The 13,874-nt window shown below is 73.6% G+C and carries 10 protein-coding genes and 1 pseudogene; 7 read left to right on the forward strand and 4 right to left on the reverse strand.

Annotated features, from left to right (window positions below):
* Together SNR22_RS28045 and SNR22_RS28050 are read left to right on the forward strand one after the other, a co-directional pair.
* On the forward strand, window positions 1–2,281 hold a 2,281-nt coding region (locus SNR22_RS28045), incomplete at its 5' end, for a WG repeat-containing protein (protein ID WP_320069683.1).
* A gap of 61 nt (window positions 2,282–2,342) precedes the next feature.
* A complete protein-coding gene (locus SNR22_RS28050) occupies window positions 2,343–3,341 on the forward strand; it encodes an aldo/keto reductase family protein (protein ID WP_320069684.1) in 999 nt (332 codons plus the stop codon).
* A gap of 45 nt (window positions 3,342–3,386) precedes the next feature.
* Here SNR22_RS28050 and SNR22_RS28055 read toward each other — a convergent pair whose 3' ends face one another.
* Both SNR22_RS28055 and SNR22_RS28060 read right to left on the reverse strand, forming a co-directional pair.
* Window positions 3,387–4,187 carry a site-2 protease family protein gene (locus SNR22_RS28055; protein WP_320069710.1) on the reverse strand — a complete coding sequence of 267 codons (801 nt, stop codon included), beginning with the start codon at window positions 4,185–4,187 and terminating at the stop codon, window positions 3,387–3,389.
* Window positions 4,187–4,387, reverse strand: coding sequence for a hypothetical protein (locus SNR22_RS28060; RefSeq protein WP_320069685.1), 201 nt, complete (start codon window positions 4,385–4,387; stop codon window positions 4,187–4,189). Before SNR22_RS28060 ends, SNR22_RS28055 begins: the two co-directional genes overlap by 1 nt.
* Window positions 4,388–4,647: 260 nt before the next feature.
* On the opposite strand from SNR22_RS28060, the gene SNR22_RS28065 reads away from it, so the two are divergent.
* The 3 genes and pseudogenes from SNR22_RS28065 to SNR22_RS28075 all read left to right on the forward strand — a co-directional run bounded on the left by SNR22_RS28065 (window position 4,648) and on the right by SNR22_RS28075 (window position 8,844).
* Window positions 4,648–6,549, forward strand: coding sequence for a bifunctional adenosylcobinamide kinase/adenosylcobinamide-phosphate guanylyltransferase (locus tag SNR22_RS28065; protein ID WP_320069686.1), 1,902 nt, complete (start codon window positions 4,648–4,650; stop codon window positions 6,547–6,549).
* Between the two features lie 181 nt (window positions 6,550–6,730).
* Window positions 6,731–7,492 (forward strand): annotated as a pseudogene (locus SNR22_RS28070) (adenosylcobinamide-GDP ribazoletransferase); the annotation flags it as partial.
* A 65-nt stretch (window positions 7,493–7,557) separates the two neighbouring features.
* Window positions 7,558–8,844 (forward strand): DUF2314 domain-containing protein, encoded by a 1,287-nt coding sequence (locus SNR22_RS28075; protein ID WP_320069687.1) that lies wholly within the window; start codon window positions 7,558–7,560, stop codon window positions 8,842–8,844.
* Between the two features lie 98 nt (window positions 8,845–8,942).
* On the opposite strand, the gene gcvT is transcribed toward SNR22_RS28075, so the two are convergent.
* Window positions 8,943–10,073 (reverse strand): glycine cleavage system aminomethyltransferase GcvT, encoded by a 1,131-nt coding sequence (gene gcvT, locus SNR22_RS28080; RefSeq protein ID WP_320069688.1) that lies wholly within the window; start codon window positions 10,071–10,073, stop codon window positions 8,943–8,945.
* A gap of 161 nt (window positions 10,074–10,234) precedes the next feature.
* Here gcvT and SNR22_RS28085 point away from each other — a divergent pair, with 161 nt between their 5' ends.
* Entirely contained in the window at window positions 10,235–11,806 is a 1,572-nt protein-coding gene (locus tag SNR22_RS28085; RefSeq protein WP_320069689.1) for a leucyl aminopeptidase, read from the forward strand.
* A gap of 104 nt (window positions 11,807–11,910) precedes the next feature.
* On the opposite strand, the gene SNR22_RS28090 is transcribed toward SNR22_RS28085, so the two are convergent.
* On the reverse strand, window positions 11,911–12,240 hold the full coding sequence (locus SNR22_RS28090; RefSeq protein ID WP_320069690.1) for a hypothetical protein: 330 nt from the start codon (window positions 12,238–12,240) through the stop codon (window positions 11,911–11,913).
* A gap of 178 nt (window positions 12,241–12,418) precedes the next feature.
* Here SNR22_RS28090 and lpdA point away from each other — a divergent pair, with 178 nt between their 5' ends.
* Window positions 12,419–13,810 (forward strand): dihydrolipoyl dehydrogenase, encoded by a 1,392-nt coding sequence (lpdA, locus tag SNR22_RS28095; RefSeq protein WP_320069691.1) that lies wholly within the window; start codon window positions 12,419–12,421, stop codon window positions 13,808–13,810.
* The last annotated feature ends 64 nt before the right edge of the window (window positions 13,811–13,874 follow it).

Consider the following 13,874-nt stretch of genomic DNA (forward strand, 5'->3'; position numbering starts at 1 on the left):
CGGCGACCTCGTGGACGTCGGCGACCTCGTGGACGTCGGCGACCTCGTGGACGTCGGCGACCTCGTGGACGTCGGCGACCTCGTGGACGTCGGCGACCTCGTGGACGTCGGCGACCTCGTGGACGTCGGCGAACCAGGCGTCGTCGGTGCCGACGGATCAGGCCTCGTGGCCGGCGGGCCGGGAGCGGTGGCCGAGGCCGACGACGAGTCAGGCAGCGTGGCCGACGAGCCGCACGCCGAGGCCGACGCGGTCGGGAGCCTCCCGGTCCGAGGCCTCACGACGACGGACGACGAGCCGACGCCGCCGACACGGCGGGAGGCGGGGCAGCCCGTCCGGCAGCGGGGCGACGGGCCGCAGACCGTGGGCACGACCGCACCGACGGGTTCCGGCACCTCGGGCGCTCCGGTCGACTCTGCCTCGACACCACCCAGCACGCCTCCAGCCCGCCCGGACGCCCCGGTATCGGCCGCCCCGCCCCGCATCGTGCCCGCCCCGCCCCGCATCGTGCCCGCCCCGCCCCGCATCGTGCCCGAGCCGGCCCAGGGCAGCCCGGACGCCTGGTTCCGCCCGAGTAGCCCCCCACCTCCGTCCCCCGAACCGTCGGCGTCCGTCGACCCGTCGGCCCTCGGCGAGCCCCGCCCCGCGACGGAGGGGACGGAGAAGGCCGCTACCGGGGTGTCGTCCGCCACCGGGCCAGCGAAGGAGGGGACGGCTTCCCGACCGGGGAGCGAGGCTCCGGCAGCACCGCTGACGGCGCCACCGAAGCCGGAGCAGCCGGCACGCCCCGTCTCCGCGCCACCGGTGCATCCCGTCTCGGGCCCACCGGCGCACCCCGTCTCCGCACCACCGGCGCACCCCGTCTCCGCACCACCGGCGCACCCCGTCTCCGCACCACCGGCGCACCCCGTCTCCGCACCACCGGCGCACCCCGTCTCCGCACCACCGGCGCACCCTGTCCCGGGCGTGCCGGCCGCCGATCCGGAGCAGATGCTCGCGGGATTCCGGTGGCGCCTGCACCCGGAGACCCTGCGGGAGGTGACCGACGACCCGGAGCGGTTGCGCGCGGCACGGGACGGGTTGACCGCCAAACTGGCCGTCGCAATGGACAACCGCTCCCGGGCCCGGTTGCTCAGCCTGCGGGCGGTCGCGGCCCGCATCCTCGGCGACCTGGCGGACGCGATCGACGACGCCCGGCTCGCCCTGACGTACGCCGAGACCACCGGCGAGTTCCGGCGGACCGCGCTGGCACGGGCGCGGCTGGCCCACGTGCTGCGCTGGCGGGGCGAGTTCGCCGAGGCCGACCGGCTCTTCGCCGAGGCCAGCTCGACCGAACTGCCCGACCGGTTGCGGGCGTCCCTGCACGAACACGCCGGGCGGTGCTGCTACGACCAGGGCCGGCTGATCGAGGCGTGTCACCACTTCGAGCGGGCGTTGGACCTGCGCCGGGTGGCCGACGTCGAGCTGACCGCCCGGCTCCGGGTGAGCCTCGACGCGGTCGCCGAGCGGGCCGGGCGGGACGGGTTCGGCCCGTACCCGCGCACCCGGGACGAGATCCTGCGCACGGGCCACCCGCCCGTGCCCACGTACGACGAGGGCTTGGACCGCTGGGGTTACGCCGACGCCGACGGCAACCTGGTCGTGGGCAGCGACTACGCCGAGGTGCAACCGTTCCGGGAGGCGATGGCCTGGGTGCGCCGCCCCGACGGCTCCCGGTGGGCGTTGATCGACGAGTCCGGGCGCACGCTGATCCAGGCGAACAACGGCTACGGTGCGGTCGGCTCGTTCTCCGATGGCCTGGCCTGGGTGTCGATGGACGGCTCCGGCAACTGGATGGCAATCGACCGGTCCAACATTGTGGTGATCCCGCCTGGTTTCGACGACGTCCGCCTGTTCCGGGGCGGGGTGGCGGCGGTCCGCGTCGGCGGCGGCTGGGGCGCGGTCGACCGGACCGGCACGATGGTCGTCCCGACCCGCTACCACGGGCTCACCACGGCGTTGGCCGACGGCCGGTACATCGACGGCTTCACCGACGAGGGCCTGGCCGTGATGGAGTTGAACGGCCGACGCGGGGTGGTGGACCGCACCGGCCGGGTGGTCGTGGCGCCGATGTACCCCGTGCTGGTCGTCCACCCGGTGGCGTTCCTCGTCGGCGACGGTGCCGGCCGCTGGGGTGCCCTCGACCGGCGGGGCAAGCCGTTGATCGACCTGGTGCACCCGAACCGGGACCGGGTGCTTGAGGAGATCGACCGGCTCCTCGCCGACACCACTCCGCTGCTGTGACGCACGTCGGCGGCCGGCCGGTCGGCGGATGATCATGATCGGTCGGGGCTAGGGTCGAGGAATGGAATTCCGACACCTAGGCCGTTCAGGCCTGATGGTCAGCGAGATCTCGTACGGCAACTGGATCACCCACGGCTCGCAGGTCGAGGAGGACGCGGCGGCCGCCTGCGTCCGGGCCGCGCTGGAGACGGGCATCACCACCTTCGACACCGCCGACGTGTACGCCGGCACGAAGGCCGAGGAGGTACTCGGGCGAGCGCTCAAGGGCGAGCGCCGCGAGGGCCTGGAGATCTTCACGAAGGTCTTCTGGCCGACCGGCCCGGGCCGCAACGACCGCAGCCTGTCCCGCAAGCACATCATGGAGTCGATCAACGGCTCGCTGCGTCGGTTGCAGACCGACTACGTGGACCTCTACCAGGCCCACCGGTACGACCACAGCACGCCGCTGGAGGAGACGATGGAGGCATTCGCCGACGTCGTGCACTCGGGCAAGGCGCACTACATCGGCGTCTCCGAGTGGCGGGCGTCGGAGATCCGCGAGGCCCACCGGCTCGCCCGCGAGCTGCGTATCCCGCTGGTCTCCAACCAGCCGCAGTACTCGATCCTGTGGCGGGTCATCGAGACCGAGGTCGTTCCGACCAGCGAGGAGCTGGGCATCGGGCAGATCGTCTGGTCGCCGATGGCTCAGGGCGTGCTCTCCGGCAAGTACCTGCCGGGCCAGGCACCGCCGGCCGGCTCCCGCGCCACCGACGAGAAGTCCGGGGCGAACTTCATCGCCAAGTTCCTCACCGACGACGTGCTTACCCGGGTGCAGCAGCTCAAGCCGCTGGCCGAGCAGGCCGGGCTGACCATGCCACAGCTCGCCGTCGCATGGGTGTTGCAGAACCCGAACGTCTCCTCGGCGATCATCGGCGCGTCCCGCCCGGAGCAGGTGCAGGACAACGTCAAGGCGGCCGGCGTGAAGCTGGACGCCGACCTGCTCAAGGCGATCGACGACATCTTCGACCCGATCGTCGAGCGCGACGCGGCAAAGACCCAGTCCCCGCCCCAGCGGCCGTGACCCCTCGGGCCCGGCAGGCGTTCCGCGCGCCGGCCGGGCCCGGGGTCAGCCCTGCCAGAAGCGGATCAGGTCCAGGCCTGCGGCGTAGAGCCACGGGGGCAGTCCCAGCGCGTCCGCCACGGCGAAGACCGCGTCGAAGAACCAGCCGCCGATACGTGGGTTCCACAGCAACGCGAAGAGCAGGATGAACCCGAACGGGGCGAACAGGTCGTACATCCGACGCCACTGGGGGCTCAGCCACGGCTGGATCATGTTGCCGCCGTCGAGGCCGGGCACCGGCAGCAGGTTGAGCACGCTGGCGGTGAGCTGAAGGAACGCCAGCAGCGCCAGCCCCGCCCAGAACTCCACCGACCCGCTCCCGCCGAGCCCGATCCGCAGCACGGCCACCAGCAGCAGGGTGAACAGCACGTTGGTGGCCGGGCCGGCGAGGCTGACCAGGGTGTGCCGCAGCCGCCCCGGGATGGCGTGCCGGTCCACCCACACCGCACCGCCGGGCAGGCCGATCCCGCCGAGCAGCACCACCAGCACCGGCAGTGCGATCGACAACAGCGGATGGGTGTACTTGAACGGGTTGAGCGTGAGGTAGCCCCGGTGCGCCACGCTCCGGTCCCCGGCCCGGTACGCGACCACCGCGTGGGCGTACTCGTGCAGGCAGAGCGAGACCAGCCAGCCCGAGACGACGAAGAGGAACACGTCGAGCCGGACGTTGCCGAACCGGTTCCAGGCCATCACGCCGCTGGCCGCGAAGAGCGCGACCAGTGCCAGGAAGACCGGGCTGGGCCGGAAGGCCGCCCGGGGCACCCCGAGCACCAGCGGCTCGCCGCCGGGCGGCCGATCCGGCACCATCACTCGGCCGGAGGTTGCAGGCTCATCCGGTAGTCCACCCGGTCGTCCTCGACGAGCACAACCGTGGTGATGCCGGACGCCGCGAGCTCCCGCCAGGCCTGGCCGATCCAGGACTCGGCGTCCGCCTGACTGCCGAACGTCTCCGTCGGCCCCTCGGCCGCCTCGCCGTTCGCGCCCTCGTACCGCCAGCTCCACGCCATGCCGCGTCTCCCCTCGCCGCTGAAGTCCCCTGGGACGAATCTCCGCAAGCGTAGTCGGCCGCACGCCGGACGGCCCGACGCTCCACCGGGGGCCGCCTCGGTGCCGGCGGCCGGGCAGCTCACCGGGGCCGCCACCGCCCGGTACGGTGCGCGGCGCCGACCCGGGGAGCGACGCGCGACGACCGGCGCCGGCCGGATGATCGCGCCGCGACCGGGGGCATGGGGCCGGCGTCCCCCGGGCTGGCTCTAAGGTACGGAGCATGTCCATTGACGGGTGGAACACGATCCTGGTGCTCGGCGGTATCCGCTCCGGCAAGTCCGAGTTCGCGGAGTCCCTGCTGGCCGATGCCCCGACGGTGCGGTACGTGGCGACGTCGGCGCCCGGCGACCCGGAGGACGCCGAATGGGCGGCCCGGCTGGAGGCCCACCGGAGCCGCCGGCCGGGGACCTGGACCACCGAGGAGACCGCCGAAGAGCCGCGCCGGCTGGCCGACATCGTCGAATCGGCCGGGCCGAACGACACGCTGCTCGTCGACGACCTCGGCGGCTGGGTGACGGTGCTGCTCGATCCGGCCCACCAGCCGGCGGACGACACGGCGACCATCGCCGAGCTGTCCGCGGCGGTCCGCGACTGCCCGGCGCGGCTGGTACTGGTCAGTCCCGAGGTGGGGTTGTCCCTGGTGCCGACCACCCTGCTGGGACGGGCGTTCACCGACGCCCTCGGTGCGGCCAACCGAGCGGTCGCCGACGCGTGCGACGCGGTCGTCCTGGTGGTCGCCGGCCAGGCCTGCTGGTTGAAGCCCCCCGCCGTTACGGGCGCCACCCCCCCGACGCCCGGCTCGACGGCCACCCCGACAGCCGGCGAGACAGCGGCCGGGGCCGCCGGCGGCGGCGAGCGGGAGGCCGCGTTGCCGGACGTGCTGACCCCGACGGCCCCGCCGGAGCCGGCCGGGGTGCCGTGGTCGGCGCCGACGATGGCACTGCCGATGGTCACCACCGGCCTGGTCATCCAGGCCGGCATGGAGCTGCCCATGCCGGACGAGTACACCGGCCCGCAGGCCGTGGAGCGACTCGCCACCCTGGACGTGCCCGGGGCCGGGCTGGGTGTGCTGGAACGGGTGGTCGGCTTCGCCGCCGCCACCCAGGGCACCGCCACCCCAGCGCCCTGGAGCAACGTCCGGGTGCTGCTGCTGCACGGCGACCACGCCGGGGGCGCCGCCGCCGGATCACGGGTCAGCGAATCCGCCCGGCGGGCCGCGCAGGCCCGCGCCGGTCGGGGCGTGCTGGCCCGGTTGGCCGCCGAGAGCGGCGCCAGCCTCCAGGTGGTGGACGCGCCGGCCGCCGCGCCCATGGAGGACACCCCGGCGCTGGACCACGAGGCGGTGGAGAACGCCCTGCGGTACGGCTGGAGACTGGCCGAGGAGGCCGCCGACGCAGGCGTACAACTGCTGGTGTTGGCGGCGTGCGGGGCGGGGGCTGACGCCGCCGCCGCGGCGGTGCTCGCGGCGACCGCCGGCGCCGAGCCGCCGGCAGTGCTCGGCCGGGTGGTGACGGAGCAGGGCGAGATCGACGACGCGGCCTGGATGCGGCGCTGCGCGGCGGTCCGGGACGCGATGCACCGGACCCGGCGCTCGCCCCGGGAGGCCAAGGACGTGCTGGCCGAGTTGGGCGGCGGGGACGTGGCGGTGGCCACCGGCGTGCTGCTCGGTGCGACCGCCCGCCGGGTACCAGTGCTGCTGGACGGCCCCGTCGGACTTGCCGCCGGCATGATCAGCCGGGACCTGGCCGGTCAGTCCCGGCACTGGTGCCTGCTCGCCGACGCCGGCGGCCACCCGGCGGTCCGGCTCGCCGCTGACGTGCTGGGCCTGACCCCGCTGCTGGACCTGCGCCTCGACCTCGGCGAGGGCGCCAACGCCCTGGCCGCACTGCCGCTGCTGCGTTCGGTGCTGTCGCTGGCCGCCGCGCTGCCCGCCCGCCCCGACGACAACGACAACGACAACGACAACGGCGACAACGGCGACAACGACGACGGCGACGGCGGCAGGCATCGGGGCGACGGCGAGCCCGACTTCCGCGAGCCGAAGCCGGACGGCCCCGGGCCGGCGACCACCGGGCCGACCGAACCGGCGGCGCCGGACCCAGCCGGCTGGCATGCCGGCTGACCCCGAGGAAACGGCTGACCCCGAGAGGCAGACCGGACACGACGGACCGAACAGACACGACGGACCGAGCGGACACGACGGACCGAGCGGACACGACGGACCGAGCGGACACGACGGCCAGGGCGGGCCGAGCGGACACGACGGCCAGGGCGGGCCGGGTGAACGCCGTCGGCAGGTCGGGCCACGGCTCGCCGACGGCGTCCGGCTCGCGCTCACCACGTTCACTGTCCTGCCGGTACACGCCGGCCGGGTGGACCGGGCCACCGCGGGCACCGCGATGGCGCTCGCCCCCGCAGTCGGCGCGCTGCTCGGTGCGGCGCTCGCCGGGCTGCTGCTGCTCCTCGCGGCCGTCGCTCCCCCGCTGGTCGCGGCGGGTGTGACGGTCGCGGCGGGTGCCCTGCTGACCCGGGGGCTACACCTGGACGGGCTGGCCGACACCGTGGACGCCCTCGGGTCGTACCGGCGGGGGGCGGCTGCGCTGGCGATCATGAAGAAGCCGGACGTGGGTCCGTTCGGGGTGGCCGCGCTGGTCGTCGTACTCCTGGTGCAGGCCGCGGCGCTCGCGGAGCTGGTGGGCCGCTCGTGGCCGGCTGCGCTCGCGGCCGTGGTGACCGCGACGGCAGCCGGCCGGCTCGGCGTCACCCTGGCCTGCCGGCGCAGCGTGCCGGCGGCCCGGCCGGACGGGCTGGGCGCGCTGGTCGCCGGCAGCGTCGGCCCCCTCGCGGCGGGCCTCGGCACGGCCGCCGTCACGGCCGTCGCGGTCGCTGCCGTGCCCGGCCGCCCGTGGCAGGGGCCGGTCGTCGTGCTCGCCGCCCTCGCCGTCGCGGCCCCGCTGCTACACCACGTGGTACGCCGCCTCGGCGGCATCACCGGCGACGTGCTAGGAGCCGCCGTGGAGGTGGTCACCACGCTGGTCTACCTGGGTCTGGTGCTGACCCGCTGAACCGGACCCGCCGGGACGGGTAGCGTTTCGGACGACAGGCCGGCGCGGGAAGACGAGGAGACTCCATGCTCATCACCGACGACTTCCTGCCTGTCCCGGTCCCCGAGTCACTGAGCGCCACCTACCTGGTGCCGATGACGGGGCTGCCGAAGGTCGGCACGAAGACGGCGGTGCGGGCGCTGGCAGGCCGGCTCGCCGAGCCGGTGCACGGGCTGGCCACGCAGATGCTGGAGAGTCCACTGATGAGCGTGGACACCCGGCCGATCGCCGAGTTCCCCGCGCTGCCGCCGGACCTGCTCACCGCGTTCGGGGCGACCGAGGCACAGCTCGCCCGGCTCGCCGCCGCCACCCACCTGGTTGTGGTGCAGGCGGAGTACCGGCCGGGCTGGCCGCCCGCGCACGAGTGGGGCGCCCGGGCGGTCGCCGCCGCAGTCGCCGAGAGCGTCGGCGGCGACGTGGTGGACGTCTTCGGCCTCCAGTTCCTCGACCCGGCGGTCGCGCTGCGCTCGCTCCCCGACGAGCAGGGCCGGATCCGGCTGGTCGACTGGGTGCTGGTGCCGTACTCCTCGGACGCCGAGGGGCTGTGGTTCACCACCAAGGGACTGCGCCGGTTCGGGCTGCTGGAGTTGCAGACCCAGGGGGTGCCCGACCACCTCACCCGGGCCTGGGGCGCGGTGATGACCGGCGCGGCCCGACGACTGCTGCGGGACTGGACCGACGGGCTGGCCGGCGAGGAGGTGCCCGCGTTCGTGCAGCTCCCGGTGCTCGCCACGGTCACCGGGCACGACATCGCGGTGGCGTACGGCAACCCGGAGCAACACGGGGCCACGGCGCCGGTGCTGCTGCGGCTGGAGCTGGACCCGGCCACCGATCCGGAGGCCGACTCGTTCCTGAGTCTGCGCCCGCCGCCGGGGCACCCCGGGCCCGACGGGCGGTACTTCGCCGCGGCCTGCGCCACCCTCTTCGACGGCATCGCGCCGGACGTGCGCTACGCCCGTCGGGGGGACGCGATGAGTACGGCGATCGCCACCGCCCGGGCCGGTCTGGACGACGTCCGGGCCCGGTTCCTCGCCGGCCGGCTGCCGGCGGAGGCGCAGCTCGTGGTCAAGTACGGCCTGCCGGGCGGCGAGGGTCCCGAGTACGTCTGGGCCGGGGTGACCTCGTGGGAGACCGCGGAGCGAATCGTTGGGGCCAGTGCCAGCGACGCCGACGGCGACCCCACGGTTCGCATCGGCTCCCCCGTGGTGATCGAGGCGGCGGACGTCGTCGACTGGGCCGTCCTGAACGGCACCGGCGTCATCGAGGGCGGCTGGACCCAGGCCGTTCTGGATGCCGGCGACCGACCGTCCTGAACCCCGGAGCGGCCACCGGCCCGCCCGGATGACGTCGGCGACCCCACCGTCCTCATCCCGAGGCGGTCACCGGACCGACGGGCCTCATCCCGAGGCGGTCACCGGACCGACGGGGTGACGAACGGCGGACGGGCGAGGCGCATCGGGGCGCGGCGACCACGGATGTCGACCTCGACGGTGTCCCCGTCGGAGAGGCCGGCGGCGGCGTCCAGCAGGGCCAGCGCGATGCCCTGCTTGCGGGTCGGCGAGAAGGTGCCGCTGGTCACGGTGCCGACGAGGGTGTCGCCGGCGTACACCTGCATGCCGGGGCGAGGGATCGCCCGGTCGACCGCCTCCAGGCCACGCAGCGTGCGCCGGGGGCCGCTGGCCTTCTCGGCGCGTAACGCGTCGCGGCCCCAGAAGGCCGGCTTGTCCCAGCCGACCGCCCAGCCCGAGCGGGCCTGCACCGGGGTGATCTCCAGCGACAGGTCCTGCCCGTGCAGCGGGTACCCCATCTCGGTACGCAGGGTGTCCCGCGCCGCCAGCCCGCAGGCCCGCAGCTCGTCCGCCGCACCGGCGGCGACCAGCGCGTCCCAGACCGCGACGGCGTGCGCCGCCGGCACCACCAGCTCGTAGCCCAACTCGCCGGTGTAGCCGGTGCGGCAGACGGTCAGCTCGGCGCCGGCCAGGGTGGCGGCGCGGAAGCTCATGTAGGCGTGGTCGGTGGGCAGGCCCAGCGCGCCGAGCAGCTCCGCCGAGCGCGGCCCCTGCACGGCCAGCACCGCGTACGCCTCGTGCTCGTCGGTGACGGCCAGCGACTCCGGGGCGGCGGCGCGCAGCCGGCGTACCACCTCGGCGGTGTTCGCGGCGTTCGGGATCAGGAAGACATGGTCCTCGGCGTGCAGGTAGACGATGATGTCGTCCACCACCCCGCCGGTCGCGTCGTCACAGCAGAGCGTGTACTGCGCCTGGCCGGGGCCGATCCGGCCGAGGTCGTTGCTGAGGCAGGCGTTGACGAAGTCCGCCGCGCCCACCCCCACCACCCGGGCCTTACCCAGGTGCGACACGTCGAACACCCCGACCCCGGTACGGACCGCCGTGTGCTCCTTGAGCACCCCTCCCCCGGCGTACTCCAGGGGCATCTCCCAGCCACCGAAAGGGGCGAATTTGGCGCCGAGAGCGGTGTGCCGCTCGTGCAGCGGGGAACGACGCAGCCGGGTCGCGGCGGAGTCGGAGGTCACGTCCGTCATGGGTGGCAACTTACCGGGGTCTGAACGGGTGGTTAGCATCGGCGGGACCCGCTGGTGGAGTTTGGCGGGACAGCCAATCGTCCGGCGGGTAGGTTGCCGCCGGAGACCTTCATCGCCGGATGCGACGACGCGACCGGCCCGGCCCGCCCGGAGTAGCCTCAGTGACATCGTCCAGCACCACCATCAGCTTGGTCGACACAGACCCCGCCGAGCTCGCCGTCGACGCGATCGTGATCGGCGTGCACAGTCAGACCGGAGAGCGGGACGCCACCGGCGCTCCGAGCGGGCCGCTGCTGCTGGCCACCGGCGCCGAGAGCATCGCCGTAGCCTTCGACGGCAAGCTGACCGAGACGCTGGCGCTGCTCGGCGCGACCGGCGCCCCGGGAGAGGTGATCAAGCTGGCCACCCTGGGCACCATCACCGCCCCGGTCCTCGCGGCCGTCGGGCTGGGTGCCGAGCCGACCGGGGCCGCCCCGGCGCCGGAGACGCTGCGCCGGGCCACCGGCGCGGTGATCCGTGCGCTGGCCGGGTCACGCCGGGTGGCGCTGACCCTGCCGCTGCCGGACGACGCCGACGCCGCCGACGCGCTGCGCGCGGTCGCCGAGGGCGCGCTGCTCGGCGGGTACCGCTTCGCCGGGTACAAGACCCGGCCGCAGCCGGCCCGGCGGGAGCCGGTGGCCGAGGTGCTCATCGCCGTCCCGGAGGCCGGCGACGCGACCGCCCTGGCGGAGGTCGAGCGGGCGCAGGCGGTGGCCGGCACGGTTCGGCTCGCCCGGGACTGGGTGAACACCGCCCCGAACCTGCTGCGTCCGCCGGCGTTCGCCGACGCGGTCGCCGAGGCCGCGCGGGCGGCCGGGCTGGCCGTCGAGGTGCTCGACGAGGCGGCCCTGGCGGCCGGCGGGTACGGCGGCATCGTTGCCGTCGGGCAGGGCTCGGAGGCCCCGCCGCGCCTGGTCAAGCTGACCTACACCCCGGCCGACGGGGGCAGTGGCAAGCGGGTGGCGCTGGTCGGCAAGGGCATCACCTTCGACACCGGCGGCGTCTCGATCAAGCCGGCCCAGGGCATGTGGGAAATGAAGTCGGACATGGGCGGCGCGGCGGCGGTCGGCGCGGCCATGCTGGCGATCGCCGCGCTGAAGCCGTCGGTGACGGTGACCGCTTACCTGCCGATGGCCGAGAACATGCCGTCCGGCACGAGCTACCGGCCCGGCGACGTGATCACCATGTACAACGGCAAGAAGGTCGAGGTGCTCAACACCGACGCCGAGGGCCGGATGGTCCTGGGCGACGCCATGGCGCGGGCCTGCGAGGACGGCACCGACTACCTCTTCGAGGCCTCCACCCTCACCGGCGGTCAGGTGGTGTCGCTGGGCAAGCGGATCGCCGGCGTGATGGGCACCCCGGAGCTGTGCGAGCGGGTCCGGGTGGCCGGCGACGCGGTCGGCGAGCCGGCCTGGCCGATGCCGCTGCCGGACGACGTGCGCAAGGGCATGGACTCCGACGTCGCCGACATCTCCCAGGTCAACGCCGGGATGGACCGTGCGGGTCACATGCTTCAGGGCGGGGTGTTCCTGCGCGAGTTCGTCACCGACGACGTGGCCTGGGTGCACCTCGACATCGCCGGCCCCAGCTACCACTCGGGCGAGGCGACCGGCTACTGGACCAAGGGCGGCACCGGCGTCCCGGTCCGCACCCTGATCCACCTGGTCGAAGACGTAGCCACCAACGGCTAACCCCACCCCACCCCCACCCCCGCACTTTCACGGAAAGAGTAGCTATTCCACGTGGAATAGCCACTCTTTCCGTGTATTAGCGGCCCGTGGGGGTGGGGTGGGGGTCAGGGCTGGTGGGGACGGCGTTTGCGGCGTTCGTTGAAGTCGCGCATGCGTTGGGGGTAGCCCATGAGGCGGACGTCGTAGATCGGGATGGCCAGCTTGTGGGCGAAGCGGCGGGCGCCGTCCGGGCCGTCGATGCGGCGGCGGGTCCACTCCCCGTCATCGGCGATGAGGATGACGGTGGTCTCGGTGACGGTGGTCCGGGGTTCGATGTACGCCTCGACGCCCCGCCGGGTCCGGATGAAGTTCTCCAGGTGCTCGAGATCACCGCGGTCGGCCGCGCGGTCGCGACCCGCCGGGCGTGCCTGCTTGCGTCGTCGGAACAGCGCCACCGACCGTCTCCCCCACTTCTGTGCACCGAAGTCGGTGCCAAGCGTACGTGTCAGTCACGTGTCGTTGGGCACCTCGGTACGCGTCGGGATCACGGTGGTGACAAGATGACCGAGGTGGGGTCTGTCCGTGCCACCCTGCCGTGACCCCCGATGCAGCGACGCGAACTGGGAGTTGGACGTGAGCGAGCCGAACGACGCAACCTTCGACATTGTCATCCTCGGAGGTGGCAGCGGCGGCTACGCGGCAGCGCTGCGCGCCGCCCAACTGGACCTGTCGGTCGCGCTGATCGAGAAGGGCAAGCTCGGCGGAACCTGCCTGCACAACGGCTGCATCCCGACCAAGGCCCTGCTGCACGCCGCCGAGATCGCCGACTCCACCCGTGAGTCGGAGCAGTTCGGTGTGAAGGCCGAGCTGATCGGCATCGACATGGCCGGGGTCAACTCGTACAAGGATGGTGTGGTCTCCCGCCTGTACAAGGGGCTCCAGGGCCTGGTGGGCAGCTCCAAGAACATCACCTTCGTCGCGGGCGCCGGCAAGCTCGTCGCCCCGAACGTCGTCGAGGTCGACGGCAAGCGCTACACCGGCCGCAACGTCGTGCTGGCCTCCGGGTCATACGCGAAGAGCCTGCCCGGCCTGGACGTCGACGGTGAGAAGATCATCACCAGCGACCACGCGTTGACCCTGGACCGGGTGCCCGCCTCCGCGATCGTGCTCGGCGGCGGCGTGATCGGCGTCGAGTTTGCCAGCGTGTGGAAGTCCTTCGGCGTGGACGTGACGATCATCGAGGCGCTGCCCCGCCTGGTCGCCGCCGAGGACGAGGAGTCGTCGAAGGCGCTGGAGCGGGCCTTCCGCAAGCGGAAGATCAACTTCAAGGTCGGCAAGCCGTTCGAGAAGGTCGAGAAGACCGACAAGGGCGTCAAGGTCACCATCGCCGGCGGCGAGATCGTCGAGGCCGAGCTACTGCTGGTCGCCGTCGGCCGCGGGCCGAACACCGCCGACCTCGGCTACGAGCAGCAGGGCGTCAAGACCGACCGCGGCTACGTACTGACCGATGAGCGGCTGCGCACCGGCGTGCCGAACGTCTACGCGGTCGGCGACATCGTGCCCGGCCTCCAGCTCGCCCACCGCGGTTTCCAGCAGGGCATCTTCGTCGCCGAGGAGATCGCCGGCCAGAATCCGGCCGTGATCGACGAGGCCGGGATCCCGCGGGTCACCTACTGCGACCCGGAGTTGGCGTCGGTCGGCCTCACCGAGGCCAAGGCCAAGGAGCAGTACGGCGCCGACAAGATCAAGACGTACAACTACAACCTGGGCGGCAACGGCAAGAGCCAGATCCTCAAGACCGCCGGCTTCATCAAGCTGGTCCGGGTGGAGGACGGCCCCGTCGTCGGCGTACACATGGTGGGCGCCCGGGTCGGTGAGCTGGTCGGCGAGGCGCAGCTCATCTACAACTGGGAGGCGTACCCGGCGGAGGTGGCGCAGCTCGTGCACGCCCACCCGACCCAGAACGAGGCCCTGGGTGAGGCGCACCTCGCCCTCGCCGGCAAGCCGCTGCACGCGCACGCCTGATCGAGAACTGATTCCGCGGCGTCCGGCGGCAGACGGGCGAGATCGCACCAGGGGAATGAAGGAG

The sequence above is a fragment of the Micromonospora sp. RTGN7 genome (assembly GCF_033804645.1).
Taxonomy (GTDB): Bacteria; Actinomycetota; Actinomycetes; order Mycobacteriales; family Micromonosporaceae; genus Micromonospora.